We start from the raw sequence: 26,989 nt of genomic DNA on the forward strand, positions 1-26,989 counted from the left end.
TGGAGCTGCAACGGATGCAGGATCGAATGCGTCAAAGGCAGCCTGTTTCCGCTTGCGTTTTCGTTTGTTCCCGCCTATCCCGCACAGCCATTTCATTTTTGCTGGATTGCCGTATTCGGAGTGCCCCTACGCGCTCCTGCTTCGGTTTCGAATAAGCCAACGCCATTCAATTGCAAAACGGCACGGGTACAAAACGCTGCGACATAAAGGGACTTTGCCATGAAACAGACCATCGGACTTGATTTCGGCACCTCCAATACGGTCGCGGTTTCGGCGCAGGGTGTGGGGGCGACTGCGTCGATCAGCTTTGTTGATGGCAATGACAGTTTCACATCGCTTCCGACCGTCCTCAGTTTTCTAGACCGGGGGCCGGCCAAGGCGCTGAATGCGGAGGTCGGGCCCTGGGCAATCCGGCAGTTTCTGGAGAGCTTTGGAGACGTACGGTTCATCCAGTCGCTGAAGACCTTTGCGGCGAGCCGCGTTTTCAAGGGGACCGGAGTTTTTGGAGTCCGGTTCGAGTTTGAAGATCTGATGGCAACGTTTCTGCAGCGGGCTTTCGAGCGGGCTGGGGCTGCGTATGATCCCGCGGCAACCCGGCTCGTTGTGGGCCGGCCGGTGGAGTTTGCCGGGCACAATCCGGATGAAGACCTGGCGATGGCGCGGTATCGCAAGGCGTTTCAGAAGGTTGGTTTTGAAGACATCCTCTTTGTTATGGAGCCTGTCGGGGCGGCCTTTTCCTATGCGCAATCGCTGGAACAGGATACGACCATCCTGGTTGCCGACCTTGGCGGCGGCACGACCGACTATTCGATCATGCGATTCGAGACCGAAGCCGGGCACCTGAAAGCGACGCCGCTTGGCCGAGGCGGGGTCGGCATTGCCGGTGACACGTTTGACTACCGCATCATCGATAACGTGGTGCTGCCGAAGCTCGGCAAGGGCACCGCCTACCAGAGCATGGGCAAGATCCTGGAGATCCCGCCCAACCTCTTTTCCAACTTCGCCCGCTGGCACATGCTGTCGATTTTCAAGACCTCAGACGATTTCAAGGAAATGAAAAAACTGCTGCGCTACTGCGTGGAACCGGAGAAGATCGAGCTTTTCATCGATCTGGTGGAAGAGGACCAGGGCTACCCGCTTTATAAATCCGTCTCGGAAACCAAAGCCCTGCTGTCGTCTGCAGACGAGGCGGAGCTGACCTTTGCCCCGCTCGGTTCGGACTTCCGGGCAACTGTGAAACGTGCGGACTTCGACGGCTGGATTGCGCCTGATCTGAAGAAGATGGACCTGGCGCTGGATGTCACGCTGGAAAAGGCCGGTTTGAGCGAAGCCGACATCGACCGGGTATTCATGACCGGCGGCACCTCCTTCGTGCCTGCCGTGCGCCGCCAGTTTGCGGAGCGCTTCGGCCTGGAGCGGATTTCCGGCGGCAACGAGCTGACGTCTGTTGCCAACGGCCTTGCCCTGATCGGGGCACGCACGGACGCGGCTGATTGGGCGCTTGCCGCCTGAGTTCGCCTGCCCGGATCCGGCGGAACGAGCCTGACCGACGGAACTCAAAAGCTCAAACAGCCCTCCCCGTCAGAAACCCGGCGGCACCTGAAGCCAAAGCGATACGTCAACGGTGTCTCCGGCTGCGATCTTCTCATTCTTGCGCACGGCCGACTTGACCGGCAACAGGAAGGAGCCGGACGCCTTGTCCGGCCAGATGGTGGTGCTCCATTCGGCCTCGCCGATCCGCGCCTTTACCTTGATCATGCCCCAGACGCTGCCGTTACGGCTTCCTGTAAAAAACCGGATCTGATCGGCGCAGGCCGGCGGTAACGTCACAAAGGTCCAGCCGCCTGGGCCAGCGGACAGCCATAGTTTGCCGGTAAAATCCAGCCGGTCGAGCATGAAGTTGCAGCCTCTGTCCTGCCAGGCCTGTGTCGTGTCGCTTCCCTCTGGCAGGATTGAGCGACGTCAGTCAATCAGATTGATATCCGCCATCAGGTCTCCTGCCGTCTCCTGAAGTGCGTCGCTCAGGCTTGCAGGGTCCAGTCCACTTGGCAGGCGCAGGTCGGCAGATGCCTTGAACAGGGCCTCTCCCTGCATCGAGCCAGAGACGACTTCCGTTTCCAGATGCTCGATGCTGACACCCTTTTCGGAAAGAACTCGGGTTATATCCCGCAAGATGCCCGGGTGGTCCTGGGAGACGAGATCCAGATGAGCGGATGCGCCTTCCGGCAGCTCTGCACCGGTCTGGTCGGAGCGCAGCGTGATATCGATGCCATCGGCAGAAAGAGCTTGCAGCTTTTCCACCAGTTCGTCCGCATGCAGCCCCTCGATCGCAATGCGCACGATGCCTGCAAATTCGCCGCCGAGGCGGGCCATGGAGCTTTCGATCCAGTTGCCGCCGGTGTCGGCGATGATTTCCGCCATCCGCTCGACCAGGCCTGGCCGGTCCTTTGCAATGACCGTGAAAACAAGATGAGTTTGCATGATGCCCCGCTTGCGCATTGGAACTCGACCATCCTACTAGACAGCCTCAACGTGCTGAAAACAAGACTGCAAAATCTCATCTCGAGCTGTGGCCGTTGCGGCAGACAACCGTCATAATGGCGAGATTGATCGGGTTTCCCTTCAGGCTTTCTTGCCGATCCGCATTCCGTTTCAATTCATACTGAAAATCAGGTTTCCCCATGAAGCAGACAGAACCCCGCCGCGTCGACAAATTCTGGCTCACGCTCATCGAACGACCGGCGGTTTTTCTGGTTCTGGTGCTGATCGGGCTTGGCATGTTGCCCGTTGCCGTGTGGATGGACCTGCGCGCCATTTCAGATGCCTCCCTGCGCTCGCAGGCGGTTGACCTGGACCAGGCCATCGGCAAGATCCGGACCTATTACGCGCAAAACGTGATCGCCCGGGTTCAACAGGCGCCGGGCGACATCACCCGACACACGAATATCACGAAACGCCAGGCGGCATTCCGATCCCCGCCACGCTCTCCATCGAGCTTGGGGAAGTGATCGGCGGCAACGACCATAATCTGCAATACCGATTCGTGTCGGATCTGCCGTTCATGGAGCGCGGGTCACATAACCTGACACCTTTCGAGATCAAGGCACTGAACGATTTCCGACAAAGCCGTGATCCTGCAGACCTGGAGATTGCCTACGAAGGATCGATCTTCGACCGAAAGATCCAGATCGCCTCCCCCGTCATGATGGGCGAGGCCTGCGTTTCCTGCCACAACAGCCACCCGGAAAGTCCCAAGACCGACTGGAAGACGGGCGATGTGCGCGGCATTCAGGCGATCACCATCAGCCAACCCATTGCCGCAAACCTCTGGTCGTTCAAATACCTGCTGCTTTACTTCGGCTGTGCAGGGGCGATCGGTGCTGCGGTCACCGCCCTGCAATGGCACCAGGCAACGCGGTTTCACCGGATGAACGTCAATCTGGAGCACGCGAATACGGAAATCGCGCATCTCAACAAGCAGCTGACGTCCGAAAACCTTCGGCTGGGAGCGGAAATTGAAGTTGCAAGGCAGATCCAGATGATGGTGCTGCCGACCAAGGATGAGCTTGGCGGCATTCACGAACTGGAAATCGCGGCCTTCATGGAACCGGCGGACGAAGTTGGCGGCGACTATTACGACGTGCTGCAGCTGGACGACAAGGTGAAGATCGGCATTGGCGACGTGACCGGCCATGGCCTGGAAAGCGGCGTTCTGATGCTGATGGTTCAGTCCATCGCCGTCGCCCTGCAGGAACGCGGGCCGTCAGATCCGCGCCAGTTCCTGGTTGCACTCAACAGCGCCATCTGCCGCAACCTGAAGCGCACCCGGACCGACAAGCACCTGACGCTGTCCTTCCTCGATTTCGAACCGAACAAGGTAACCTTGTCGGGCCAGCACGAGGAACTGATCATTCTCCGCGACAACGGCCAATGCGACATCGTCGATACGGTCGATCTCGGCTTCCCCATCGGCCTCGATGAAGACATCGAACCGTTTATCGAAACCAGGGAACTGGCGTTCGGTCCCGGAGATCTCATCATTCTCTATACGGATGGCGTGACCGAAGCGGAAAATCCTGACGGTGTGCTGTATGGTCTAGACCGCTTGGTCGCAAGTGCCCAGCGCCACGCTGCACCAAAGGCCGGGCGGGTGCTGGAGGGCATCCTGGCGGACCTCAAGGCCCATATCGACACACAAACGGTGCATGACGACATTACGCTGATGGTGATCCGGCACAAGTAAGCCGGCAGCATTGGCCGCAGCTTGCTGCCGCACACTGCGATCAAAATTTTGGAGGCGTGTTACCCCGGATAGACGCAGCGCCTATCCGGGGTAACAGCAATGTTGAGGGCCCGACAGTGGCCTTTTCAGACCCCCTTACCTCGTCATCCGATGGCCTTTCTCAGAACCGGCACGCGTTTGACAACAAGATAGTCCAGCGCCAGCACGCTCAGCAGCGTGATGCCGACAAGCGGAAAGGCCATGGAAACGGCCAGCATCAGGATCATCGCGCCACGCCAATGCGGCAGGTCGTCCGGCGTTTTCGGCGCAAAAACCCGAAGGGCGGAACTTTTCGGCCGTCGCAGCCACCACATGACCAGCCCGCTCAGGCACAGGAAAATCACCGACAGGCAGAATAGGGTGTTGAGCACCACGTTCCAGAGCCCCATGTCGCCTTCGTGAAAGGCAATGCCGATGGCCATGCCCTTGGCCGGCAGGGAATAATCCGCAAAACCGACATCCGCCAGGATCCGCCCGGTGTATTGATCGATATGCACCGTGCGGTCGACCATCGGGTTCTCTGAGTCGTTGCTCATGGAATCCTGGTTGATGGTCCAGACACCGGTTTCATTGCCGGGAAGGTTCACCCGAAACCGCCCTTCAAAGCCGATTTGCCGGCCGAACGCGGCAATACTGTCCAGATCAATAGGCGTTCCGGCAGCAATCGCGTCGGTGCCGGCATCAGAGCCGGACATCGGCATGCTGGTCTGTTCCAGTCCCCAGGGAACATCCTTTATCGAGCCATGGTTCATCGAGGCGTGGGTGTCGTCGGACAGAGGCACGTTCGACCATTTTTCGGCTGGAAAGGTGCTCCAGGCCTGAACGAATTTCTCGCCCCAGACACCGGCCCAGGAGAGACCACTGACCAGGAAGACCAGCAGGATGAGAGAAACATAGGCGCCGATCACCTTGTGCAGGCTCTTCCAGAGCGCACGACCATTTGCGCGAAGATCCGGCACAAAAGCACTTCCACCGCCTGCCCGCGGCCACCACAGATAAAGACCGGTCACGATCAGTACGATGGCAAGGCCGGCTGCGATCTCGATCAGACGGTCACCAAGATCGCCGATCAGCAGCGTACCGTGAATGTCGTTCAGCAAGTCATACCAGCCGTCACGCCGGATCCAGCTTTCAACGACCGAGCCCGAATAAGGGTCAACTGCCACCATGTAATTGGTACCAGCGTCGTTGACGCGGAAGACATTGGCTCCGTCGGCAGTCTTGGCGCCGATCCATTCCACCAGGCTCGCGCCCTGCCCGCGCGTTGCCAGCGCAGCGTCGGCCTGCTGCGACAGCGCCACTGGTTCGCCGGCAATTGCAACCTTGATGTATTCCCCGTCGCGGCCATCAAGAACGGAAATAAACATCATCGAAAGGCCGGTGACGGCCAGCATGATCAGAAACGGCACAACATAAAGACCGGCGTAAAAGTGCCAACGCCAGGCAGCCAGGTAAAATCGGCTGGGGGTAGACGCATTTACAGCGTCCGAAGGGATGTTGCTCATGGGATCTCCACACCCGAGTGCGTACGTTCGGCGAAAGCCGGACAGACCTCGGGTTCAAAACGAATTCAGATAAGGTTCGGAAAGATCACGTGTTGAGCGGCGGTGCGCGGGCAAAGTTGCGGCCGCGCGGTGTGCTGGAAGCCCAGACCTTTGCAGGTAGAGAAACCGGTTGGCGGGAGATCTCTTCCTGCACGAAAAGGAAAGGCACCCTGTCGGGCGCAGCAAACGCACCGACACCGGCAAAGACGCAATGGCGGGAGGCCTTTTCCGCAGGGCTTTCCTCATCGGAACCAGGCGGTATTTCTGCACCGTTCGCATCCAGCGTAACAGTGCGAAGGCCCTCGGTGGTACACAGCGTGACGGTAAAACCGCCATCCGCGCGCACGTCCGGCATGTACCCCTTGGGCACAAGCGCTGTGACCAGAAACGGCAGCAGAAGCAGTAGCCTGGCTGCCGCCATAAGGTCCGGATGTTTTCGCCGGAAGTTTTCCACGCCCCACTTACCCCGAATCGAGACTGATTGATCACTAATCCAAAGGGATGACAAAGACAAACCGGTTCTTTTCAGGGAGCCGCAAGACGCAACGATTGCCGGTTTCAGGCCATGGCTGCCTCGTGCCAATGGATGTCGCTTTCATGCTTGATCCGCTATGGCCACTCCCCTAAGGTGCGCCCACCTGACGGCGTCCCGTGGAGGGACTGAAAGCCATTCCGGATGAGGTTGACCCAAGCAGGGGACCAAGGCCGGAGCTGTCCAAGGCATCTGCAGATCAACCGGCTCCGCCGGCTTTTGCGCGTGTTTGCTTTCATTCTTCCCGACGCCTGTTGCCACGCTGCCGATCCGGCATCAGCCACTGGGGAGAGACATGATCAGACGGACCATCCTTGCAGGCCTTGCTGCCGCGCTGCCTACCTCCGCCTTCGCCCATGGGGGCCATCTTGGCGAACTCGCCGGTCATTCCCACTGGGTCGGTGTCGCAGCCCTTGCCGGTGCCGCGCTCGTCGCCGGCATCATCGCCCTCAAAGACAAGAAGCAGAAAAAAGCCGAAGACGCGCCTGAAGCCCGTCCGGAAGACGACGAGACTGCCGGAGAAGCTGCTCAATGAGCGAAAAACTCGGACTGATGATCTGCGGCCATGGCAGCCGCAACAAGGGTGCCGTAAAGCAATTTGCACAGCTGGCGGAAGGCCTGACGGCCCGCTTCCCCGATTGGCCGGTGGAATACGGATATCTGGAATTCGCCAACCCGGTCATTCATGACGGATTGAACAAGCTGCGCGAGGCCGGCTGCACCCGCGTTCTGGCCGTGCCGGGCATGCTGTTTGCCGCTGGTCACGCCAAGAACGACATTCCCTCGGTCCTCAACACCTATCAGGCCATGCATCCGGAGATGACGATCTCCTATGGCCGCGAACTGGCCGTCGACACGCGCATGGTGAAAGCCGCCGCTGCCCGTGTTCAGGAAGCGATCGACGCTGCCGACAGCGACGTGCCGCTGCACGAGACCCTGCTGATGGTGGTCGGGCGCGGCGCTTCCGATCCGGACGCGAACTCCAACGTCTCCAAGATTACGCGTATGCTTTGGGAAGGCTTCGGTTTCGGCTGGGCGGAAACCTGCTACTCCGGCGTCACCTTCCCTCTGGTCGGACCCGGCCTCGAACATGCGGCAAGGCTTGGCTACAAGCGCGTCATCGTGTTCCCCTATTTCCTGTTCACCGGCGTACTGGTGCAGCGGATCTATTCGACCACGGACGAAGTTGCCGCCAAACATCCGGAAATCGAATTCCTGAAAGCCGGTTATCTGAACGACCACCCGCAGGTGATCGATACGATGGCCGATCGGGTGCAGGAGATCCTGCAGGGCGCCAATCTGATGAACTGCCAGATGTGCAAGTATCGCGAACAGGTCCTTGGCTTCGAAGCCGAAGTGGGTCTGGCCCAGGAAAGCCACCACCATCACGTGGAAGGCCTCGGCGCGGAAGCAGAATGCAAGCTGTGTGACGAGATCTGCACCGGGGCCTGCGAAAAGCAGGTGCAAGCGGGTGGTCATCATCACCACGACAATGGTCATCATCATCACGATCACTCCCATGACCATGGGCATGACCACGCGCATCATCACGGCCATTCTCATGATCATGCGCACGAGCATGGGCATAGCCATGCGCACGGGCACGGGCACGGGCATGATCACGATCACCACCACCCCTACCCGCACGCAGACCATCCGCACGGCCCCCGGTCGTTGAACCGCGGAGACTGAGGCTGCCGTGAGCACCGAAACCATGCCGTCCTACGACTATGAAAAGGACCCGGCGGCGATTTACCGCCAGTCCTTTTCAATCGTGCGGTCGGAAGCAGAACTGTCTCATCTACCCGACGGGCTGAAACCGGTCGCGGTGCGTCTGATCCACGCCTGCGGCATGACAGACCTTCCGCAGGATCTTGCCTGGTCGGAGGATATCCTGTCTGCCGCGCAGGATGCCTTCGCGCGGGCCGCACCCGTCTTTTGCGACGTGGAAATGGTGGTGCATGGCGTCATTCGCTCGCGTCTTCCGGCTGACTGCGACGTGGTTTGCACCTTGAATGACCCCGCGGTTCCGGCCCTTGCCAAAGAGCTCGGCACGACCCGCTCGGCGGCCGCGGTCGAGCTCTGGCGCGACAGGCTGGAGGGAGCCATCGTTGCCGTTGGCAATGCGCCTACGGCCCTCTTCCATCTGCTTGAAATGATTGCTGCAGGCGGACCGAAACCGGCGCTGGTTCTGGGCTTCCCGGTCGGGTTCGTGGGCGCAGCGGAATCCAAGGAAGCTCTGATCTCCAATCCGTTCAAGGTTCCCTCCCTGGCTGTTCGCGGCCGCAGAGGTGGATCGGCCATGGCTGCCGCCGCAGTCAACGCTCTTGCCGCCGGCCTGCCGGAGGAAACGTAGGATGGCCGGAGATCCGCCGAAAGACGACGAGAAACCAATCGGATTGAAATCCGTCGGCAGCAAAAAGCCTTTGCGGTCACGTGGGTTCCTGTCCCAGCCGGGTGGTTCGGTCAAGACGTCTGCGGACGGCAGTGGTGACCAGCCGGTCCATCACCGTTCACGGGGTGCCCGACAGGTATCGCCAAGCAGTAGCGGCGCGCCACGGGACCTGTCGGTAAAACCGGTGATCAAACCTTATCGTCTGGAGGACAAATGACTTCCTCGACAGACAAGCGCCCCTGGTTGACGCTGGTTGGCCTGGGCGAGGACGGCGTTCTGGCTCCGGGTGGCGCAGAAGCCCTGGCAGGTGCAGATATCGTTTATGGCGGCACCCGGCACCTGGAGCTGACGGGCGGGATCACTGCCGAGAAGCGGACATGGCCCAGCCCCTTTGCAACCGTCTTCGAAGATCTGGCAGCGCTCAGGCAGAAGCGCGTCGCGGTGTTGGCGACAGGCGATCCAATGTGGTTCGGCATTGGTTCGTCCTTGCTGAAACATTTCCCTGCACACGAGCTGATGGTGCTGCCCTCGCCGTCCGCCTTCCAGCTGGCTGCCGCACGAATGGGATGGGCCTTGCAGGAAACCGACTGCCTGTCGGTTCATGGTCGACCAGTCGATCTGTTGCGGGCATCGCTTTACCCGGGCGCCAGGATCCTGTGTCTAACCAGCAATGCGGAAACTCCCCGCCAGGTGGCTGACCTCCTGGCCGACGAAGGCTATGGGCGCAGCCGGATGACGGTTCTGGAGCATCTCGGCGGCACCAGGGAAAGGTGCGTCGCAGGTACCGCGGAAGACTGGTCGACCGAGGTTGCCGATTTTCACACACTTGCTCTGGAAGTGATTGCCGACCCCGGTGTGCGGTTCCGTGCGCGGACACCCGGCCTTGCCGACGATGCCTTTCGCCACGACGGCAAGATGACCAAGCAGGACATCCGCGCCATCACCCTGGCGGAGTTGAAGCCTCACCCCGGCGCACTCTTGTGGGACGTGGGTGCAGGCTGCGGTTCGATTGCCATCGAATGGTTGCGTGCAGCCGACCGAACCCGGGCTATCGGCCTGGAACCGCATGTGGAACGACGGCAAATGGCGGCTGAAAACGCTGTCGCGCTCGGCGTCCCACATCTGGAACTGTTGGACGTGACCGCTCCGGAAGGCCTCCACGATCTGCCACAGCCGGACGCGGTATTTATTGGCGGTGGCCTGACAGCCTCCGGTGTGATCGAGGCCTGTCTTGCAGCGCTAGGCCCCCGGGGACGGCTTGTCGCCAATGCAGTGACCCTGGAGAGCGAGGCCATACTTCTCTCCGCCTATCAGTCTCATGGAGGCACTTTGAAGAAAGTTTCCGTTCACCGGGCAAGCGCCGTCGGCGGCTTGACCGGATGGCGTCCCTTGATGCCCGTGACGCAGTGGAGCCTGACGAAATCATGACAGGCACACTCTATGGCATAGGTCTTGGCCCGGGCGATCCGGAGCTGATGACCCTGAAGGCGCACAGGCTGATCGCAAGCGCACGGGTAATTGCCTACCCCGCACCCGATTCCGGCGAAAGCTTTGCCCGGTCAATCGCTGCCGATGTGATCCCGGATGGGGTGCGGGAAATCCCGATTGTCGTGCCGATGCGGGTCGACAGGTTCCCTGCACAGGAGATCTACGACAAGGCCGCCGAAGAGATAGCCGCCGTTTTGGCAAACGGTGAGGATGTCGTGACCTTGTGTGAAGGAGATCCGTTCTTCTTCGGTTCTTTCATGTATCTGTTCGAGCGCCTGTCCGACCGTTTCACGATAGAAATCGTGCCCGGGGTCACCTCGCTGACAGCCTGCGCCGCTCAGTTGAGACGACCGCTGACGGCACGAAACGATGTACTTACCGTCATTCCAGGCCCGCTTCCGGACGCGGACATCCGCCGCAAGATCGAAGAAGCCCAGGCGGTTGCCATCATGAAGGTCGGCCGTCACCTGACACGGCTGAAGACCTTGCTTTCCGACATGGGGCTGCTGGAAAAGGCCGGATACGTGGAACGTGCCAGCCTGCCGGAGCAGAAGGTTCATCGGCTCATCGACCTTGAGACCGACACCGCCCCCTATTTTTCCATGATCCTCATCTACAAGGGAGAAGAAGCGTGGACGCTTCCCCCATCCTACTCGTCCTGAACCAGGCCGGCCTCGCCGCCGCCGAAGTGATCGCCAGACGGTTTTCAACCGCCCGCATACACGGGCTTGCCGGCCGTGTGCCGACGGCGGACACCCAGTTCAACGAAACGATCGACCATATCCGCCTGTTGTTTCAGGCCGGTCATCCGATCGTCGGCTTCTGCGCCAGCGGCATTCTGATCCGGGCCCTTGCACCGGTCCTGTCCGACAAGACAAGCGAACCGCCGGTGATCGCCGTGTCGGAAGACGGCAAGAGTGTCGTGCCGCTGCTCGGTGGTCATCGCGGCGCCAACGAACTGGCCAAGCTTCTGGCCAGCGCTCTCGGTGGGCACGCGGCGATCACGACGGCTGGGGACACCAAGCTTGGTGTTGCGCTCGACGCCCCGCCCCGCGGCTGGCGTCTCGCCAATCCGGAAGATGCAAAACCGGTCATGGCCGAGCTGCTCTCCGGCGCTCCCGTCCGCCTGGAAGGCCGCGCCGACTGGCTGAAAGAGGCCAAGCTGCAGCTGGCAGACGACGCCGCCATCACGCTTTCGGCAACCGAACATCCGGAAGAAGCAGGTCCGACGCGTCTGGTCTACCACCCGCAGCGCTATGCTGTTGGCGTCGGCTGCGCGCGCGGGTGCGATGCGGCCGAACTGATCGAACTGGTCGAGACCGAACTGGCGGGAGCCAACATTGCCAAGGGCGCTGTTGCCTGCATCGCGACCATCGACCTCAAGGCAGATGAGGTCGCTGTCAATGCTCTCGCCGCGCATCTGGATGTGCCGCTTCGGGTCTTTTCCGCAGAAGACCTGCAGCGCGAGACCCCGCGCCTGAAAAACCCGTCGCCCGTCGTCTTCAAGGAAGTCGGCTGTTACGGAGTGTCTGAAGGCGCGGCACTGGCCGCGTCCGGTGCCTTTGGAACGCTGAAGGTCGAAAAGCAGAAAACCGACAACGCAACTTGCGCCATTGCACGGTCGCCGAAGTGGATTGACACTGACACGGTCGGCCGGGCTCGCGGGCATCTGTCCGTTATCGGTATCGGTCCGGGCAAGGACGACTGGCGCACACCGGAGGCCACCAAGCTTCTGGCGGAAGCAACCGACGTTGTCGGCTACTCGCTTTATCTCGACATTGTTGACCAGCACATTACCGGCAAGACCCACCACAACTTCCCGCTTGGCGCGGAAGAGGATCGCGTCCGCTTTGCGCTGGAAGAAGCTGGCAAGGGCAAGAATGTCGCGCTGATTTCCTCAGGTGATGCCGGCATCTACGCCATGGGTTCGCTGGTCTATGAACTGTTGCACAGGAATGAGGAGTATGGCGGTGTATCGGATGCCGCCAAGCGGGTCAGCGTCACAAACGCGCCGGGCATTTCCGCCCTTCAGGCCTGCTCGGCTCGTATCGGCGCGCCGCTTGGCCATGATTTCTGCGCGATCTCGCTGTCCGATCTCCTCACCCCTTGGGAGGTGATCGAAAGGCGTCTGAGGGCAGCAGCCGAGGGCGACTTCGTGATTGCCTTCTACAACCCGGTGTCCAAACGCCGCCGCACGCAGCTTGCAGCCGCAAAGGAAATCCTGCTGGAGCACCGCTCGGCAGCGACACCGGTCATTCTCGGCGTCAATCTTGGCCGGCCGGAGGAAACCATCCGCGTCACCAGTCTGCATGCGCTCAGCGTCGACGATGTCGACATGCTGACCACTGTGCTGGTCGGTTCGACCAACACTCGCACCGTCATGCGCGGTGACGGGAAACCTTTCGTCTATACGCCGCGCGGTTATGCCAAGCGGATCGACGCACCAAAGCCGTTGGAAGCAGCGCCAGTTGCCACTGAAGCCGAGCCTTCGTTCCAGATGGCAGACGTGACGACCGACATTTCCGACATTCTCGAAACGGATGACAAATCATGACCGTTCATTTCATTGGCGCCGGACCTGGCGATCCCGATCTCATCACCGTTCGCGGCCTGAAGCTCATCCAATCCTGCCCGGTCTGCCTTTTCGCAGGCTCGCTGGTGCCTGAACAGATCGTTGCCGCCGCACCGGAAGGTGCACGCGTCATAGACACGGCCCCGATGACGCTTGACGAGATCATCGACGAGATCAAGGCAGCCCATGGAAAGGGCCAGAACGTTGCCCGGGTTCATTCCGGCGACCCTTCCATTTACGGTGCAACGGCGGAGCAGATGCGCCGTCTGGACGCACTCGGCATCGATTACGATGTAACACCGGGCGTGCCGGCCTTCGCGGCCGCGGCCGCTGCACTCAAGACCGAGCTGACCATCCCGGAAGTTGCCCAGACCATCATTGTCACCCGCACGGCAATGAAATCCTCGGCGATGCCGAACAACGAGGACCTGGACACGCTCGGCAAGAGCGGGGCGACCCTGGCAATTCACCTGTCGATCAGGAACCTGCGGGAAGTCGAACGCCAGTTGACGCCGCATTACGGTGCCGATTGCCCGGTGATTGTCGCCTACCGCGTCGGTTGGCCGGATGAGGCCTTCATTCACGGCACATTGTCGACCATTGCCGCAGAAGTGCGTGCCTCCAAGATCACCCGCACCGCGCTGATCTTCGTCGGCCATGCCTTGAAGCCCGCAGCCGACTTCCGCGACAGCGCCCTTTACGACGCCGACCACGTGCATGTGCTGCGCCCGAAGAAGAAGGCGAAAGCCTGAGGAACCGGCGGAACCAAACCACTTCGCGGCCTTCCACTGTCTGTCAACATCGACATGCGGGAGGTCGCGAAACGCTTCGCAGGTTCATCGAGCAGTGATTTGCCTGTCCGAGAGCGCTCATTTGCATATCGCTCCTGCCCTCGCCTAATCTCAACAGGATTAAGACCGGACAGGAGCAATCTCATGACAGATGAAAACCCACTTCTGAAACGGGCGATTTCTCTCAGCGGTGATCCCGATGCCATTCGCAAGTTCTACGCGGACTGGGCGGAGACCTACGATGCCGATCTGCTTCAGACCATAGGGTATGTCGGCCCCAGGATTGCAGCGGAAGCACTGGTCAAACGCCTGCCCAAAACGGCGTTGGTCCTGGACGCAGGCTGTGGGACCGGTCTCGTCGGGAGCGAGTTGATCAGTCGCAATGCAGCGCTGACCATTGACGGCATAGACCTGACACCGGCGATGCTGGCGCATTCGCGCAGTCGGGGGACCTACCGCAATCTTTCCCAAGCCGACATGATGGGCTCGCTCTCAGGCATTGACGACAACATTTATGACGGCATCGTCAGCGCTGGCGTTTTCACGAATGGCCATGTGGGTCCGGAAGGGATCGACGAACTGCTGCGCATCGCCAAACCGGGTGCTCCCATCGTCCTGACAGTACGCGATAGCGCCTGGGAGGCCGACGGCTTCAAGGCCAAGGTCGAACAGCTGGAACAGGACAGCAAAACAAGGACGCTGGAGATCAGCCACTGTCCCTATCACACCAAGGAAGACGTCTATTGCGAGCTGGTCGTGCTTGAGGTGGTTTAGGCGAGAGCAATGACATGGGCAAAGGAGCCCATGACCGATCCGGCGCGCAGCCCCATCTGTGCCAGTTCGTTGCCTTCGGCATCTTCCGCTGAAAACAGCCGCTCCGCCCCGCCTTCCGACATTATGGAGGCATAGTGGAATTCGTGTGCGGATAGCGGCATTTGCCAGGGTAGGTCACGGAGTGGCATGACTTTTCGGTAGCCGAGGTGACGCTTGTGGGTCTGAAACGAGGTTTCCAGCGGCAAAAGCCCCAGCATTTCGTGGCGCGTGCCATCGGCATCGATCATGCCCTTGCCGAGTGTCATGTAGCCACCACACTCGCCATAGATCAGCTTTCCGGTAGCTGCGGCGCTCAAGACCCCAGCCTTGAACCTGTCTGCCGCAGCAAGCTTTCCGGCATGTAGCTCCGGATAACCGCCGGGAAGAAAAATTGCATCGGCATCAGGTGACGGTGCTTCATTCGCGAGTGGCGAGAAGAACTCGAGCCTCGCGCCCTGCCTTCGCCAGAAATCCAGCAGATGCGGATAGGAAAAGGCAAAGGCAACGTCCCGGGCAATGGCAATGCACTGGCCAAGCGACGCGGGCAGGTGTTCCCTGTTATCACCGGCAGGGCTCAGTGGTGCCGCCAATGTTTCCAGGCGGTTCAGGTCTACATTCCGGGTACACAGGTCGCTCGCCTTTTCCAGAAAGGCTTCCAGATCCGGATGCTCCCCCGCCTGGACAAGCCCCAGGTGGCGTTCGGGAAGGCCTAGTTCCTGAACCCGCGGCAAGACACCCAGCACATCCACGGCGAGCGGTGCCAGCGCTGCGCGCAAGATGGCTTCGTGGCGCGGGCTGCCAACCTTGTTGAGAATAACGCCTGCGAGATTGATATCCGGCCGGAAGCTTTGAAACCCATGAACAAGCGCTGCGACCGACTGGGCCTGTTTGCCGCAATCGACGACGAGAATCACGGGTAGATGCAGCGTTGCCGCCAGATCGGCAGCCGAGCCCTTGCCGCTGGCAGCTCCGTCGAATAGCCCCATGGCGCCTTCGACCACGAGAACGTCATGACCGTCGGCCTGACGGTGGGCAAGCATCTGCAGTGTCGCCGGGTCCATAGCCCAGGCGTCCAGGTTGATGCAGGGCGTCCCGCTGGCAGCTTCGTGGAATTTCGGATCGATGTAATCCGGGCCGGACTTGGCGGAAACGACCGAACGCCCGGCGGATTTCAGTGCGCGCAGCAACGCGAGCGTCAGTGTGGTCTTGCCAGCACCTGACGATGGCGCCGCAATCAGAACACCCTTGGCGCCTGCCTTGGCAGTGTCAGCCGGCATCGGCAGAACGGGAGGATATGCGCAGGCCTAGCGGGTCGCTGTCCAGCACCTTGCCCGACAGGGCGCCGAGCCAGTCGAGCCCCTTGCGCAGACGGACAACCTCACCGACACAAACAACTGCCGGTGGTTCGATCCCGGCAGCCTTCGCGTCTTCAGCGCAGCGGCCCAGCGTGGTTTCCAGAACGTCCTGGCCTGCAAGGGACGCATTGCACACGATACCCACAGGTTCATCCTCAGATCGTCCACCGGCAATCAGTTTGCCGGCTATGACGTCCAGGTGCTTCATCGCCATATACATGACAATGACGGGCGACCCCTTGGCGATACCATCCCAGTTGATCGCGTCCGGGGTGAGGCCCGTCTGGTCATGGCCTGTCAGGAAGGTGACTGCCTGATTGCAGTCCCGGTGGGTTGCGGGGATCCCCGCGTAGGCCAGACCACCGATACCGGCGGTGATGCCGGGAATGATACGGAACGGCACACCGGCCTCGACAAGGCCGAGCGCTTCCTCGCCGCCGCGGCCGAAGACGAAAGGATCGCCGCCCTTCAGGCGAAGCACCCTTTTGCCTTCGCGGGCGTAATCGATCAGCTTCAAGGTTATGTCGCGCTGTTTCGGGCTCGGTTTGCCACCGCGCTTGCCCGCGTAGTCAGTCACGGCTCCCGGTTTGACCCAGGCAAGAATGCTCTGATCGACAAGGGCATCAAACACGACGACATCGGCCTGGCGCAGGCCATTGAGCGCATGCAGCGTCAATAGGCCGGGGTCGCCCGGACCTGCACCGGCAAGCCAAACCCAGCCGGGTTCGAACACGGGTAACCCGCCTGGCAGGTCTCCCGGCAAGCCTTCATGCGGTCGGTTGTTGTCGTCTTCTCCAGTCATGGTTCCTGTTTACCCGCGTGGCCCGGTAACGCCAAGCGCTTCGGCGATCAAAAACGATGCGAAAACGACATTTCATCGCGCACATAAACTAATATGCACAAAGCGGAATTTCATCGTCTATAGAAAGAGCATGTCGAAGGAAGAGCCAAAAGAGCTGCGGCGGGGCTGGACGACGGGAGCCTGTGCGACAGCAGCCACCAAGGCGGCGTATCAGGCCCTTTTGACCGGCGATTTCCCGGATCCGGTCGAAATCACTCTGCCCAAGGGTGGCACGGCCTCCTTTGCGCTGACCCGGCATACGCTTTCAGGAAAATCGGCGTCGGCCGCCATCATCAAGGATGCGGGGGACGACCCCGACGTGACCCATGGCGCCTTGGTCAGTGCAACCGTCAACCTGTTGCCTCCTGGTTCTGGAGTAATCTTCAGGGCCGGAGAAGGTGTCGGCACCGTCACAAGGCCTGGCCTGCCGATCCCGCCGGGCGAACCTGCTATCAATCCGGTGCCGCGCCAGATGATGCGGACGGCAATCGATGAGGTTTCCCAACTGAATGGCGGGGCCGGCGATGTCGAGATAACGGTCTCGATCGAAGGCGGCGCAGAGCTCGCCCTCAAGACGATGAATCCCAGGCTTGGTATCCTGGGCGGCTTGTCCGTACTTGGCACAACCGGCATCGTCCGGCCGTTTTCCTGCGCTGCGTGGATTGCGTCCATTCATCGGGGCATCGATGTTGCGCGCGCAGTCGGGCTGTCACATGTGGTTGGCGCAACCGGCGCCAGTTCCGAAGACGCGGTCAAGGCCCGATACGATCTGGATGAAACCGCCTTTCTCGACATGGGGGATTTCGCCGGCGGTTTGCTGAAATACCTGCGCAGTCATCCGGTCGACCGGCTGACCCTCGCAGGCGGATTTGCGAAGTTCACCAAGCTGGCTCAAGGGGCGCTCGATCTGCATTCGGCCCGCAGCTCCGTCGACTTCGAATTCCTGCAGGATCTTCTGCGTCAGGAGAACGCTTCCGCGGATCTGATTGAACAGGCCGCCTCGGCCAACACGGCCAAGGAGGTGCTGGATGCCTCCCTGGTTGCCGGTATCGATCTCAGCGGCCCACTTGCGCGGCGAACGAAGGACGCCGTCCGCCAGATCCTGCGCGATGCGCCGGTGGATGTGGAAGTTCTGATCACCGACCGCCAGGGCAAAGTGCTGGGAGAAACAGGCTTTGACCGCTAAGGCAGATCATATCCTGCTGCTCGCCGGAACAAGCGAAGCCCGGCAATTGGCCGGAACGCTGGCGGAAACATTTCCGGAAAGTCGCCTGACTGCCTCTTTTGCCGGAGCGGTTCGTGACCTGCCTGATCTTGGCGTCCCGACACGCGTCGGCGGTTTTGGCGGCTCCGAAGGTCTGCTTGCCTTCATGCGGCTCGAAGGGATCACCGTCATTGTCGATGCGACCCATCCCTTCGCTGCCCAAATGAGCCGTAATGCGGCCGAGGCTGCCAAGATGCTCAAGGTACCGCTTGTGCGTCTGGAACGGCCATGCTGGCACCCCGGTGAAGGCGACGCATGGACAAATGTCCTGTCCATGGACGATGCGGCCAAGGCCCTGCCTGACGGCGCGCGCGCCTTCCTGGCCATTGGCCGCAAGGAGATCGAGCGCTTCACTCATCGAAACGATATTTTCGGTCTTGTCCGGATGATCGAGCCGCCCAAAACACGATTACCTTCCGCCTGGGAGCTGATCCTCTCCCGCCCCCCTGCATCTGCCGACAAGGAAGTTTCGCTGTTTCTGGAAAAGAACATCACTCATGTGGTGACGAAAAACAGTGGTGGCAGTCGTTCCTACGCCAAGATCGAGGCTGCGCGGACCTTGAAACTTCCCGTCATCATGATCGCCCGGCCAGAACTGCCGGAAGCCGAAACTGCTCCAACGAATTCAGCGCTCGTTGACCGGTTACGGCAGATCCTTGCACGTGGGAGCTAGCGCGAAACGCCGGACCTGGAAAATCTGATTTTCATCAGGGCAAACAGAAAACGCGGTATGCCGATGACATAGCGGCGGAACAGGCGGCGAGGTTCCTGCAACAGGCGGAACAGCCACTCAAGGCCGGCTGCCTGGAATATCTTCGGTGCGCGGACAACGGCCCCCGACATGAAGTCAAACAGCGCCCCGACCCCGATCGCGACAGGTACAGCCAGCGCCGACCGGTTTTCAACGATGAAAGTCTCCTGCCTGGGGTTCCCCATGGCAACAAGCAAAAGGTCCGGCTTTGCCTCGTTGATCCCCTGGCACAAGCTGTCCAGTTCATCGCTTGCGAAATAGCCGTCTCGGTAGCCAACCACCTGGTGCTTCGGATAGGCAGTCTCGATATGCTCCTTGGCAAGGCGAACCTGTTCTTCCTTGGCGCCGAGCAGATAGATCCGCAGCGGAATGCCGATGTTCGCCAGGATCCGGGGAATGAGGTCAGTCCCGTTCAGATTTTCCGGAAACGGCTCTTCCCTGAGCAGCTTGCTGGCAAGGCTAATACCGATGCCGTCGTTCAGAAGCGTCATTTTTTGGAGTGTTGCAGCGTAGCGGGGATCATCCATCGCTGACAGGAGCGTATGGGCGTTGCAGATGGCAATATCGAGGTTCTGCCGCTTTTGAACGGCGGCCTCGACAAGCTGGATGGCATCCCGGGAGCGAAGACGCCCGATGGCAAACGGACCGATAGCGGTTGCTTCGATCCGGCACCCCAGCAGTTCACTCTCGAAATCTCTTGCCAGCATTCCGTTCCCAGTCTCCCCTTTACGTTCGTCCCGGTTACGACGGCGGCGAACGCATTAGAGCAATATCCGATCGGTCTCTAAGCAGTTGTAAACATAGCCGTTAGAAAGTTCGTAGTTACCGATATTTAATGGGCCTGAAGGGCAGACTGAATCGGAGGGAAAATCAGTCGGCGGTTTCCAACGGCTCACGCCATCCCCGCTTCGGCACGTCACTACGCTCAAACCGCGCCCGCTCCTTGAGCGCCTTGGCAGGATTACCTGCATAAACAGTCCATGGAGCCAGGTCTTTCACCGTTACCGCACGCGCTCCCAGAACAGCTCCCTCGCCGACACGAACCCCGGGACCAACAAAGGCTTCAGCGGCAACCCAGCTATAGGCCTCCAGAACAATGGGTTTTGCGATCAGCAGGAACTTGTCGTCGTTGATGTCATGCGTTCCCGCGCAGATGTGCGCACGTTTGGAGACGACACCGTACCGGCCGATCGTGACAGGACCCATGTTGTAGATATCCGCGCCGTCTGCGATCGCGGCGAAATCCTCCAGGATCAGGTTGCCCGGATGCCATATCCTGGCGGATGGAGCCACATAGACCCCCTCCCCCACTGTCGCTCCGAACTGTCGCAAGAGCCAACGGCGCCAACCATGCAACGGCTGCGTCCAGGAGGCCAGAAGGAACCAGACAATACCCCAGAGGATACGGAACAGCCTGTTCTTCAGGCCGAAGCTTTGCGCACCGAGCGCCCTGGCGTCCCTGTCTTCGTCGATCTGGTTCGGCATTCATCGTCCTCCTGCGCAGTTTCCACCAGCAGGTTGTTCGTGAAACGTGTTCCCGGCCAACATGGGGACGCCACTCAACCTTGGGGGCTGCCTGCCGGCAATGTGACGAACTGTCGTTTAAAGTTAGTTATTTTTGTCGATTGTACATTTCCGCTCTCTCGTGACGCTCCAGAATGAGGCCGTTGGTGACGCAAGGTGCGGCATTCACTCTTTATTGAAACGTAATGAGAGAAGTTTGCCCCGAAAATGACGATCAAACAGGCTGATGGAACGACCTGCGGCCTTGTTGCAATCAAAGACCGATGAGCGCGGCGCAACCGTTCTGCCGCCAATATTCGCTGCCGAGGGAAACAATGGACACAAGAGCAGAATTCGGTGAACCGGGTGCAGCAGCACCCCTCATCCTGCATCTGAGCGCCGACTACCCCAACCCGCAGCAATTCCATCGCAGAACCACCGCAATCGAGCGTCTCGTCACCGGCGTGGACTTCGGCAGGCACATCGTCGTGACTATGGACCGGACCAGCTTGCCCTGGCAGGCCAGCTTCAAGGATTGCGGTGAGATAAAAGGCGTGCGGCTATACTCCTACCGCTATTTCGGCCTGCCGATGGGTATAGGTCTCGCATCGGCGATGCGACGTATCGCAAGACATGTGTTTAAGACGCTGAAGACCGAGCGTGAGACACCTGCCCTTGTTCACGCACATAAACTCTCGTTTGAAGGCATCGCGGGATTGTGGCTGGCAGAACGGTTTGGACCGGATACCCGGCTGTTCATTTCCGTTCGCGGTGAATCGGAGCGCAAGATCCTGCTGTTCAAGCCGACGTACCGGAGCCTGATGCGCCGGATCGCGGCACGTGCAGACAAGATCTATCATATCTCTGCCTGGTTCCGGGACACCTACCACAGGTATGTTCCAGCTCAGCCTGAGAAGGAAAGACTGCTTCCAAACATTGTTGGGAACTCCACCAGCAAAGTGCCGGTTAAGGATCCGATCCCCCGGTTCGTCAGCGTATTCGATCTGGACATGCGCCGCCGGAAAGGCATGTCTGACCTGCTGCAGGGATTTGCCGTTTTCCAAAAAACACACCCGGACATCGGACTGGACCTGATCGGCCCCGGCAGTGCGGAGGCCGTGGAAGCGGCGAAAAAGGAAATTGCCGAACTGAGGCTCGGCGACAGCGTACGGATTCTTGGACCGATGAACAGCAAGGACCTGTTCGAGGTTCTGCCGCACTATCTTGCGATGGCATTGGTCAGCTACAACGAGACCTTCGGGATGGTCTACCTGGAAGCGCTGTTTGCCGGTTTGCCGATTATCTACGGCAAGGATACGGGTATCGACGGTTATCTTGATGATATCGATGTCGGTATCGGCGTGAAACCCGGTGATGTCGCTGGAATTGCGGCCGCTTTCAAGGAATTGGCGGAAAAATCAGCTCACTATCGCAGCCAGATTGTGGCAAGCGAGCAAATCTTGCACGACCGGTTCAACCCTGCAATGATCCTTGAAAGTTACCGTCAGGACCTGGAAGCTGTCTTGACCCCCGATCAACAACGGAGCCGCACGTGACCGCAAAAAAGTCGAAGCGCCTATGGTCCTGGCTGACCGCGCTTGCTTTTGGTCTGGCTTTCCTCGTTTTCGTTGGTGGTTTCGTGTATCTGGACGAACGTCAGAACGCTATCGCTGCCGGAACTCAGGCAGCGAAGGAGGAGACGATCTCGATCCCCAAATTCAAACGGGGTATCAATGTTTCCAGACTGCAAAATTTTGCCTATCGGGATCCCGAGCGGCCGGGAAAATATCTCTGGCCACCGTTCCGGGGCGAATTGTCCAAGGTCTCCGACGCCGAACTTGAACGCCTGCGCGCGCTCGGGTTCGACTTCATTCGCTTTCCGATCGACGCCGGCGTCTTTCTGGCCGCGACGGACAGCGAACGCCGTATCTTGCTGGATGATACGAAATCCATAACGGTGCGCTTACTGGACAGCGGCTTTACCGTGATGGTCGATCTGCATCCGGCTGCATATCTCACGGAATGGGCACCTGTCGACATTTTGCGCGATGCACCCGATGGCCCGCGCTTTCAGGCCTACTCCGATCTTGTGGAAGAAGTCGCCAAGCGGATCCGCGATCTGCCGACGGACAAGGTCGCGCTGGAACTGATGAACGAGCCGCAAGGCGTCTGTTTCGAAGAAGACAGCCAAGACTGGTCTGTCTCTCAAAAGCAGCTGTATGACAGGGCGCGCAGTGTTGCGCCAGACCTGCCGATTGTCCTTACCCCGGGCTGCTGGCGGTCCATGGAAGGCCTCGAGTACATGAGTCTCGACGGCTATGACGACAAGATCATCGTCGACTTCCATTTCTACGAGCCCTTCTATTTCACCCATCAATCCCTCCCCTGGGTACTGGACCCTCTCCGCTATATCGCGGGCCTCAGCTATCCCTGGACGGCGGGTGACGTGGAGACTGCCGAAGAGAGGACACGTCAGCATATCGCCGCCCTCAAGGCAGCCGATGTCGACGTTCCCGACTATGCCTTCGACAAGGCGATGGACGGTGTCAGGGACTACTATAAACGTGAAAGGCCCGACCGGAATTTCATTGAAAGCCGCTTTGACACGATCTCGCAGTGGGCGGAAAAACATGACATTTCCCCGGACCAGATCGTGCTTGGCGAATTCAGTGCTATCCGTCCCCCGAAAGGACTTCCGGACGATGGAAGCAGGCTTGCCTGGATCAGGGACGTCCGCACAGTGGTGGAGGAACGCGGCTTTGGCTGGGCCTTGTGGGACTACTACGAAGGCTTCGGTCTGATGACCGACAACGTCAAAAGAACCGTCGAGCCGGCTATGGTCGATACCTTGGGGCTCAACGCAGACGCGCTATGAACCGCGCCATCCAGGCACGACAGTTGATGCGGAATTTGCAGTCGACTGTGCGAAATCGTGACTGATAGATTGAGCTGACAGCTGCGAATCATGCCTAGTGACTGACCTAGCGGTGCGGGCCGGCAGAAAGCTTCTGCAGCTGCAATTGATCTGGAGACTGGGATTTGACAGTTCACCCCGTTGAACAGTCCGGGCCACAGGCCGCCATGCACGGGCAAACGTTGCTGGACAGGATCTTCAACTGGATTCCGGTGCTGCTGCTTGCCTATCCGATGTTGATCAGCCCATTCTTTCTGGTGTCGTCCGGAGGTGAAGACACCGCGGCCAACATCAGCGCGTCAAAGTCCAACGCATTGAACCAGTTGTTCTGGATCTGCCTGTTCATGGTTCTGCTGGTATCGGCGGGGCGGCGCTTGCTCAACGCGTTTACGGTTCTGAAAAGTCCGCTTATCTGGATCCTGATGCTTTATCTGCTGCTCGCTGTCACGAGCGTGCTCTGGTCTCATGCACCCGGAATTGCGTTTCGCCGCGTGGTCTTGCAGATCATCATTGTGATGAGCCTTGTGATTTCGGTTTCTTTTACGGACGACGCCCGCTCACTGCTAAGCCGACTGATGCTGCTGATGAATACCGTTGTTCTGATGAATGCGGTTGCAGTCGTCCTGCTACCGCCGACACCTATCGGTCACGCAGGCATCTACACCCAGAAAAACAATCTGGGCGCGGTCATGGCTTTGGCCATGATGTTCAATATCTACGGGTTTCTGGTTTCGCGCGGTTTTCTGAAACGTTTCGGCATGCTGATCATTTCGGCACTGGCTTTTGGCCTGCTTGTTCTCAGCCAGTCGAAAACTTCCCTCGGGCTTGCCGTCCTCATGCCGGTCATCGCCTATATTGCAGTCGGCATGGCGTTCCTCTTCCGTATCAATGCGGCATTGCTGCTGATTTTCGGAGCGGTTACCGGCGCCGTTCTTCTGTCCTTCCTCTCGCTCCTTACACGGTTCGGGTTCTCGGACCTGTCTCTGTTCCTGTTCAATGACGAGACCTACACCGGCCGGACGTTCATCTGGGCGTTTGTCGTGGATGTGATTTCCAGAGCTCCGGTACTTGGCCAGGGCTATGCGTCTTTCTGGGCCACGGGGTCCGATTCAATTGCCTTCCGTGAGGCGCCGGGTTTCGTCATTTTGCTGATCCAGGCTCATAACGGTTATCTCGATGTCATGCTCGAACTCGGCATTGTCGGAATTTCGCTATTGTTCCTGGTTATCCTGACCGCTCTGTTTTCCGCAGCCCGGGTCGTTTCCCTGGACTACCGGATTGCCTTTCTCTGCTATTCGTTGATCCTCTTCGTCACCTGTCACAACATGCTGGAGAGCGCCTGGTTTCGTTCCTTTTCCCTGAACTGGCTGATTTTCTTGCTTGCCGCGCTGCTGCCGCATGCAGTGGTTCGCACCTGGGACAATCGTTCGCAGAACTAGTGCCCCCCCTCTCTGGCCGCAGGCAAACGACAGCGGGCTTCGTGGTGTCGGAGCACCGTAGTCTTGCCGCAAATTAGCAGTTCACTAACCATAAGTGCTTACAAGCAATAAGACGCATGCCCGCGAGGACATAAGGTGACTTTTTGTGGACCCCAGACAGGTAGAAAACCCGGCTTACGATAAGGCGGCCCTTCAAGGCCGCGATGCCATTGCTCTGGACATCCTGTCCATTTTTCAGGTCTTGCGTCGCCGCATCTTCCTGATCGCGGCAATTGCATTTGTTTTTGCAGCGTTGACTGCCGCCTACTCCCTGACCATCACACCGATCTTCAGAGCCTCCTCGCAAGTCCTGTTTGACCCAACTGTCCGCCAGCCTTTCGATGACCCGAACCGCCCGAGCCGCACGGGACAAGGCTCGGAAGTGATCGACAGTCAGATGTCGGTCATCCATTCCGACACAGTGCTGCGACCCGTCGCCCGGGAAAACAACCTGGCTGAAGACCCTCACTTCGGCGAAGGCAAGCCGGGGTTGATGAGCCAGTTCAAGAGCCTGATCTTCGGGGCAACCAAGAAGGACGCGGCAACGCTTGAAGCGCAGGAGACCGCCGCGGTCGAAGCTCTTGCAGATGCAACCAGCGTCAAGCGCGTTGGTCAGACCTTCGTCATCAATATTGCCGCGGAATCCCCTTCACCGGTCCAGGCTGCCGTTCTGGCGAATTCGATCGCCGAAAGCTATCTGTCCGACCAGAAACGGCAAGTTGACCTGGCCTCGGACGAAGCCGCCGCCCAGATCGATGATCGGCTGGTGGATTTGCGGGAACGCCTGAGGCAAGCCGAAGAAGAAATCCAGAAATTCCGCGCGGCCAACAAGCTGCAGAACTCCGACGAGGGGTCGCTGCTGACGGGACAGGAACTGACCGGACTGAATTCCAGGCTCATCGATGCCCGTGCGGCACTGGCGGAAGCAACCGCCAAATACGATGAGATCCAGCGGGTTCTGCAAAGCGGTGTCGACGCGGAATCCATCGGAGATGTGGTCAATTCCCCCACGATCTCCTCACTTCGCCAGCAATATGCCACGGCTGCACGCACGGAAGCTCAGCTGATGGCCGATCTTCTGCCCTCACATCCGTCTGTCGTGCAGGCAAGATCCCAGCTGGAACGGTTGCGCAATCTCATCCGGGACGAAATCAGGCGGATTGCGGAATCCACACGCATCGATGTCCAGGTCAATCAGGAACGGGTTTCCAGGCTCGAGCAGCAGCTCGATTCCACGCGAAATCTTTCCGACGTCGACCAGGCGGCCTCCATCAGGTTGCGTGAATTGGAAACGGAAGCACAGGCAACTCGGCAGCTTTATGAGATCGCACTGAGCCGGGCCAAGGAAATTTCGCAGCTCGACCAGGTTGTTCTCCCTAATGCCCGCATCATTTCGCCTGCCATTCTGCCGGAAAGCCCGGTCTACCCGAAACGGAAGATCATGGTGGTGCTGGCCGGAATCCTGGGTCTGCTGTTCGGCACCATAATCGCCGTTGGCGGCGAAGCCATTCGCATTGCCAAAAAACACCTGTTGCCGGAGTTCCTGCAGAACCCCGAACCTGCAATGGCCGTCGCCGGCCCTGCACAGTCGCTTGCTCCCGTAACCACGGCTGTCGACACCGCCCACAATGCACGCTCATCAGTGGGGTTGCCGGGAACGCGGACGAGAAGCAAACGCACTCCCTCCAGGCAAGTGCCCCAATCAGAACCCGGGCTGAAAGTTATCAGCCAGCTGCCCTGGCTGACGGAAACCGACGAAAACGGCAGTGTCCGTCCGCTCAGCTCCGACGCCATCTCTGCCGTACAAGATGCGATCGAGCAGTTTTATTCGGACGAAGCCGGACCTGGATGGTCTTTCGGACAAGGCGTTGACCAGATCATTGCATCGATCCAGAGCGCGCCTGCCCAAAACGGCACGCGGATCGTCTTTCTGACCTCTCCTGCCCTTGGCCATGGCCAGACCATTGCTGCCCTTGCCCTCGCCCTCGGGGCGGCCCAGCGCGGATTGCACGTGCTCCTCGCCGATGGTGAACCGAAACAGCGCATGCTCAGCCACGACCTGAGCATCGACGATATGGAAGACATTGGCGGAACGCTTCGCGAAAGGGTTGTCGACTACGACGAGCTGGATATTTCCTTTCTGTCGCTGGTTTCCGGATTGCCGAAGTACAAGCACCACCGGATGAACATCCGCGAAGCTTTCGATTTCGCAGACATCGCGCGTGACTACGATCTTGTAATCATCGATGGCGTTGCCCTGCCGCAACTTGTCGAAGATGATCCGCTCGCAGGCCTTTCGACGCAATTCCTGGTCACGGTTGCCGAGCGTGAAGAAGATCAGATCTCGATGCCGATCCTGTCGCGTGACCTGCTTACGATCGCAGAAGGTCGGCCTTCCGGTCTCGTGCGAACGATGACCGGCACTCCCCCGCCATCACGCCGTAAATACGCGTGAAACGGATCAGC

Annotated in this window: 24 protein-coding genes and 2 pseudogenes; 18 read left to right on the forward strand and 8 right to left on the reverse strand. The window is 59.6% G+C overall.

All coding sequences use genetic code 11. The features are described 5' to 3' along the window. Nucleotides 1-219 precede the first annotated feature (219 nt). Nucleotides 220-1,512, forward strand: a complete 1,293-nt coding sequence (locus ACYQ6M_RS17355) for an Hsp70 family protein (RefSeq protein ID WP_460074762.1) — start codon at nt 220-222, stop codon at nt 1,510-1,512. Between the two features lie 69 nt (nt 1,513-1,581). Here ACYQ6M_RS17355 and ACYQ6M_RS17360 read toward each other — a convergent pair whose 3' ends face one another. Together ACYQ6M_RS17360 and ACYQ6M_RS17365 are read right to left on the reverse strand one after the other, a co-directional pair. Next, nucleotides 1,582-1,896, reverse strand: coding sequence for a DUF1905 domain-containing protein (locus tag ACYQ6M_RS17360; protein ID WP_460074763.1), 315 nt, complete (start codon nt 1,894-1,896; stop codon nt 1,582-1,584). Nucleotides 1,897-1,962: 66 nt separating this feature from the next. After that, a complete protein-coding gene (locus ACYQ6M_RS17365; protein ID WP_460074764.1) occupies nt 1,963-2,481 on the reverse strand; it encodes a glycine cleavage system transcriptional repressor in 519 nt (172 codons plus the stop codon). Nucleotides 2,482-2,681: 200 nt separating this feature from the next. On the opposite strand from ACYQ6M_RS17365, the gene ACYQ6M_RS17370 reads away from it, so the two are divergent. From ACYQ6M_RS17370 to ACYQ6M_RS17380, 3 genes and pseudogenes are all read left to right on the forward strand, one after another. After that, nucleotides 2,682-3,008, forward strand: coding sequence for a hypothetical protein (locus ACYQ6M_RS17370; RefSeq protein ID WP_460074765.1), 327 nt, complete (start codon nt 2,682-2,684; stop codon nt 3,006-3,008). Continuing rightward, nucleotides 3,005-3,247 (forward strand): annotated as a pseudogene (locus ACYQ6M_RS17375) (c-type heme family protein); the annotation flags it as partial. The gene ACYQ6M_RS17370 and the pseudogene ACYQ6M_RS17375, both read left to right, overlap by 4 nt. Nucleotides 3,248-3,439: 192 nt before the next feature. Further along, nucleotides 3,440-4,243 (forward strand): annotated as a pseudogene (locus tag ACYQ6M_RS17380) (PP2C family protein-serine/threonine phosphatase); the annotation flags it as partial. 143 nt (nt 4,244-4,386) lie between these two features. Here the strand turns inward: ACYQ6M_RS17380 and ACYQ6M_RS17385 are convergent. Next, nucleotides 4,387-5,787, reverse strand: a complete 1,401-nt coding sequence (locus tag ACYQ6M_RS17385) for a PepSY-associated TM helix domain-containing protein (protein WP_460074766.1) — start codon at nt 5,785-5,787, stop codon at nt 4,387-4,389. An 85-nt stretch (nt 5,788-5,872) separates the two neighbouring features. Beyond that, nucleotides 5,873-6,247: a DUF2946 family protein gene (locus ACYQ6M_RS17390; protein WP_460074767.1), complete on the reverse strand. Its 375-nt coding sequence runs from the start codon at nt 6,245-6,247 to the stop codon at nt 5,873-5,875. 406 nt (nt 6,248-6,653) lie between these two features. On the opposite strand from ACYQ6M_RS17390, the gene ACYQ6M_RS17395 reads away from it, so the two are divergent. The 8 genes from ACYQ6M_RS17395 (at nt 6,654) to ACYQ6M_RS17430 (ending at nt 14,378) form a co-directional block, all read left to right on the forward strand. Then, a complete protein-coding gene (locus tag ACYQ6M_RS17395) occupies nt 6,654-6,893 on the forward strand; it encodes a DUF6732 family protein (RefSeq protein WP_031269597.1) in 240 nt (79 codons plus the stop codon). Further along, on the forward strand, nt 6,890-8,050 hold the full coding sequence (locus tag ACYQ6M_RS17400; RefSeq protein ID WP_460074768.1) for a sirohydrochlorin chelatase: 1,161 nt from the start codon (nt 6,890-6,892) through the stop codon (nt 8,048-8,050). The genes ACYQ6M_RS17395 and ACYQ6M_RS17400 overlap by 4 nt, the downstream gene beginning before the upstream one ends. 22 nt (nt 8,051-8,072) lie before the next feature. Next, entirely contained in the window at nt 8,073-8,714 is a 642-nt protein-coding gene (locus ACYQ6M_RS17405; RefSeq protein ID WP_460075709.1) for a precorrin-8X methylmutase, read from the forward strand. Between the two features lie 252 nt (nt 8,715-8,966). Then, complete coding sequence (gene cbiE, locus ACYQ6M_RS17410; protein ID WP_460074769.1) at nt 8,967-10,181, forward strand: precorrin-6y C5,15-methyltransferase (decarboxylating) subunit CbiE; 1,215 nt, start codon at nt 8,967-8,969, stop codon at nt 10,179-10,181. Further along, on the forward strand, nt 10,178-10,903 hold the full coding sequence (gene cobI / locus ACYQ6M_RS17415; protein ID WP_173013955.1) for a precorrin-2 C(20)-methyltransferase: 726 nt from the start codon (nt 10,178-10,180) through the stop codon (nt 10,901-10,903). The genes cbiE and cobI overlap by 4 nt, the downstream gene beginning before the upstream one ends. Continuing rightward, nucleotides 10,873-12,795, forward strand: a complete 1,923-nt coding sequence (cobJ, locus tag ACYQ6M_RS17420) for a precorrin-3B C(17)-methyltransferase (protein ID WP_460074770.1) — start codon at nt 10,873-10,875, stop codon at nt 12,793-12,795. Before cobI ends, cobJ begins: the two co-directional genes overlap by 31 nt. Continuing rightward, complete coding sequence (gene cobM / locus ACYQ6M_RS17425; protein ID WP_460074771.1) at nt 12,792-13,565, forward strand: precorrin-4 C(11)-methyltransferase; 774 nt, start codon at nt 12,792-12,794, stop codon at nt 13,563-13,565. Before cobJ ends, cobM begins: the two co-directional genes overlap by 4 nt. 183 nt (nt 13,566-13,748) lie before the next feature. Continuing rightward, the gene (locus ACYQ6M_RS17430; protein ID WP_460074772.1) at nt 13,749-14,378 is read left to right on the forward strand and encodes a class I SAM-dependent DNA methyltransferase; all 630 of its coding nucleotides are present in this window, start codon (nt 13,749-13,751) and stop codon (nt 14,376-14,378) included. Here the strand turns inward: ACYQ6M_RS17430 and ACYQ6M_RS17435 are convergent. Both ACYQ6M_RS17435 and cobA read right to left on the reverse strand, forming a co-directional pair. Then, complete coding sequence (locus ACYQ6M_RS17435; RefSeq protein ID WP_460074773.1) at nt 14,375-15,694, reverse strand: cobyrinate a,c-diamide synthase; 1,320 nt, start codon at nt 15,692-15,694, stop codon at nt 14,375-14,377. The two genes, ACYQ6M_RS17430 and ACYQ6M_RS17435, sit on opposite strands and share 4 nt — an antisense overlap. Continuing rightward, nucleotides 15,684-16,574 (reverse strand): uroporphyrinogen-III C-methyltransferase, encoded by an 891-nt coding sequence (gene cobA / locus ACYQ6M_RS17440; protein WP_460074774.1) that lies wholly within the window; start codon nt 16,572-16,574, stop codon nt 15,684-15,686. The genes ACYQ6M_RS17435 and cobA overlap by 11 nt, the downstream gene beginning before the upstream one ends. A gap of 130 nt (nt 16,575-16,704) precedes the next feature. On the opposite strand from cobA, the gene ACYQ6M_RS17445 reads away from it, so the two are divergent. Further along, nucleotides 16,705-17,799: a cobalt-precorrin-5B (C(1))-methyltransferase gene (locus ACYQ6M_RS17445; RefSeq protein ID WP_460074775.1), complete on the forward strand. Its 1,095-nt coding sequence runs from the start codon at nt 16,705-16,707 to the stop codon at nt 17,797-17,799. After that, nucleotides 17,789-18,550: a cobalt-precorrin-6A reductase gene (locus ACYQ6M_RS17450; RefSeq protein ID WP_460074776.1), complete on the forward strand. Its 762-nt coding sequence runs from the start codon at nt 17,789-17,791 to the stop codon at nt 18,548-18,550. Before ACYQ6M_RS17445 ends, ACYQ6M_RS17450 begins: the two co-directional genes overlap by 11 nt. Here the strand turns inward: ACYQ6M_RS17450 and ACYQ6M_RS17455 are convergent. Continuing rightward, nucleotides 18,547-19,335, reverse strand: coding sequence for a WecB/TagA/CpsF family glycosyltransferase (locus ACYQ6M_RS17455; protein ID WP_229003215.1), 789 nt, complete (start codon nt 19,333-19,335; stop codon nt 18,547-18,549). The two genes, ACYQ6M_RS17450 and ACYQ6M_RS17455, sit on opposite strands and share 4 nt — an antisense overlap. Nucleotides 19,336-19,498: 163 nt before the next feature. After that, nucleotides 19,499-20,113 (reverse strand): LbetaH domain-containing protein, encoded by a 615-nt coding sequence (locus ACYQ6M_RS17460; RefSeq protein WP_055658374.1) that lies wholly within the window; start codon nt 20,111-20,113, stop codon nt 19,499-19,501. 353 nt (nt 20,114-20,466) lie between these two features. Between ACYQ6M_RS17460 and ACYQ6M_RS17465 the strand changes: the two genes are divergently transcribed. The 4 genes from ACYQ6M_RS17465 (at nt 20,467) to ACYQ6M_RS17480 (ending at nt 26,978) form a co-directional block, all read left to right on the forward strand. Beyond that, nucleotides 20,467-21,687: a glycosyltransferase gene (locus tag ACYQ6M_RS17465; RefSeq protein ID WP_460074777.1), complete on the forward strand. Its 1,221-nt coding sequence runs from the start codon at nt 20,467-20,469 to the stop codon at nt 21,685-21,687. Beyond that, nucleotides 21,684-23,006, forward strand: coding sequence for a glycoside hydrolase family 5 protein (locus tag ACYQ6M_RS17470; protein ID WP_460074778.1), 1,323 nt, complete (start codon nt 21,684-21,686; stop codon nt 23,004-23,006). Before ACYQ6M_RS17465 ends, ACYQ6M_RS17470 begins: the two co-directional genes overlap by 4 nt. A gap of 164 nt (nt 23,007-23,170) precedes the next feature. Further along, nucleotides 23,171-24,484: an O-antigen ligase family protein gene (locus tag ACYQ6M_RS17475; RefSeq protein WP_139314023.1), complete on the forward strand. Its 1,314-nt coding sequence runs from the start codon at nt 23,171-23,173 to the stop codon at nt 24,482-24,484. A 145-nt stretch (nt 24,485-24,629) separates the two neighbouring features. Beyond that, nucleotides 24,630-26,978: a GumC family protein gene (locus ACYQ6M_RS17480; protein ID WP_460074779.1), complete on the forward strand. Its 2,349-nt coding sequence runs from the start codon at nt 24,630-24,632 to the stop codon at nt 26,976-26,978. Nucleotides 26,979-26,989 lie beyond the last annotated feature (11 nt).

It is taken from the genome of Roseibium sp. ROS1, from assembly GCF_054658215.1.

Bases quoted from the DNA above. Each gene is read 5' to 3' on its own strand.
- ACYQ6M_RS17355 (WP_460074762.1), top strand. From the start codon at position 220: ATGAAACAGACCATCGGACTTGATTTCGGCACCTCCAATACGGTCGCG.
- ACYQ6M_RS17360 (WP_460074763.1), bottom strand. From the start codon at position 1,896: ATGCTCGACCGGCTGGATTTTACCGGCAAACTATGGCTGTCCGCTGGC.
- ACYQ6M_RS17365 (WP_460074764.1), bottom strand. From the start codon at position 2,481: ATGCAAACTCATCTTGTTTTCACGGTCATTGCAAAGGACCGGCCAGGC.
- ACYQ6M_RS17370 (WP_460074765.1), top strand. From the start codon at position 2,682: ATGAAGCAGACAGAACCCCGCCGCGTCGACAAATTCTGGCTCACGCTC.
- ACYQ6M_RS17385 (WP_460074766.1), bottom strand. From the start codon at position 5,787: ATGAGCAACATCCCTTCGGACGCTGTAAATGCGTCTACCCCCAGCCGA.
- ACYQ6M_RS17390 (WP_460074767.1), bottom strand. From the start codon at position 6,247: ATGGCGGCAGCCAGGCTACTGCTTCTGCTGCCGTTTCTGGTCACAGCG.
- ACYQ6M_RS17395 (WP_031269597.1), top strand. From the start codon at position 6,654: ATGATCAGACGGACCATCCTTGCAGGCCTTGCTGCCGCGCTGCCTACC.
- ACYQ6M_RS17400 (WP_460074768.1), top strand. From the start codon at position 6,890: ATGAGCGAAAAACTCGGACTGATGATCTGCGGCCATGGCAGCCGCAAC.
- ACYQ6M_RS17405 (WP_460075709.1), top strand. From the start codon at position 8,073: ATGCCGTCCTACGACTATGAAAAGGACCCGGCGGCGATTTACCGCCAG.
- cbiE (WP_460074769.1), top strand. From the start codon at position 8,967: ATGACTTCCTCGACAGACAAGCGCCCCTGGTTGACGCTGGTTGGCCTG.
- cobI (WP_173013955.1), top strand. From the start codon at position 10,178: ATGACAGGCACACTCTATGGCATAGGTCTTGGCCCGGGCGATCCGGAG.
- cobM (WP_460074771.1), top strand. From the start codon at position 12,792: ATGACCGTTCATTTCATTGGCGCCGGACCTGGCGATCCCGATCTCATC.
- ACYQ6M_RS17430 (WP_460074772.1), top strand. From the start codon at position 13,749: ATGACAGATGAAAACCCACTTCTGAAACGGGCGATTTCTCTCAGCGGT.
- ACYQ6M_RS17435 (WP_460074773.1), bottom strand. From the start codon at position 15,694: ATGCCGGCTGACACTGCCAAGGCAGGCGCCAAGGGTGTTCTGATTGCG.
- cobA (WP_460074774.1), bottom strand. From the start codon at position 16,574: ATGACTGGAGAAGACGACAACAACCGACCGCATGAAGGCTTGCCGGGA.
- ACYQ6M_RS17445 (WP_460074775.1), top strand. From the start codon at position 16,705: ATGTCGAAGGAAGAGCCAAAAGAGCTGCGGCGGGGCTGGACGACGGGA.
- ACYQ6M_RS17455 (WP_229003215.1), bottom strand. From the start codon at position 19,335: ATGCTGGCAAGAGATTTCGAGAGTGAACTGCTGGGGTGCCGGATCGAA.
- ACYQ6M_RS17460 (WP_055658374.1), bottom strand. From the start codon at position 20,113: ATGCCGAACCAGATCGACGAAGACAGGGACGCCAGGGCGCTCGGTGCG.
- ACYQ6M_RS17465 (WP_460074777.1), top strand. From the start codon at position 20,467: ATGGACACAAGAGCAGAATTCGGTGAACCGGGTGCAGCAGCACCCCTC.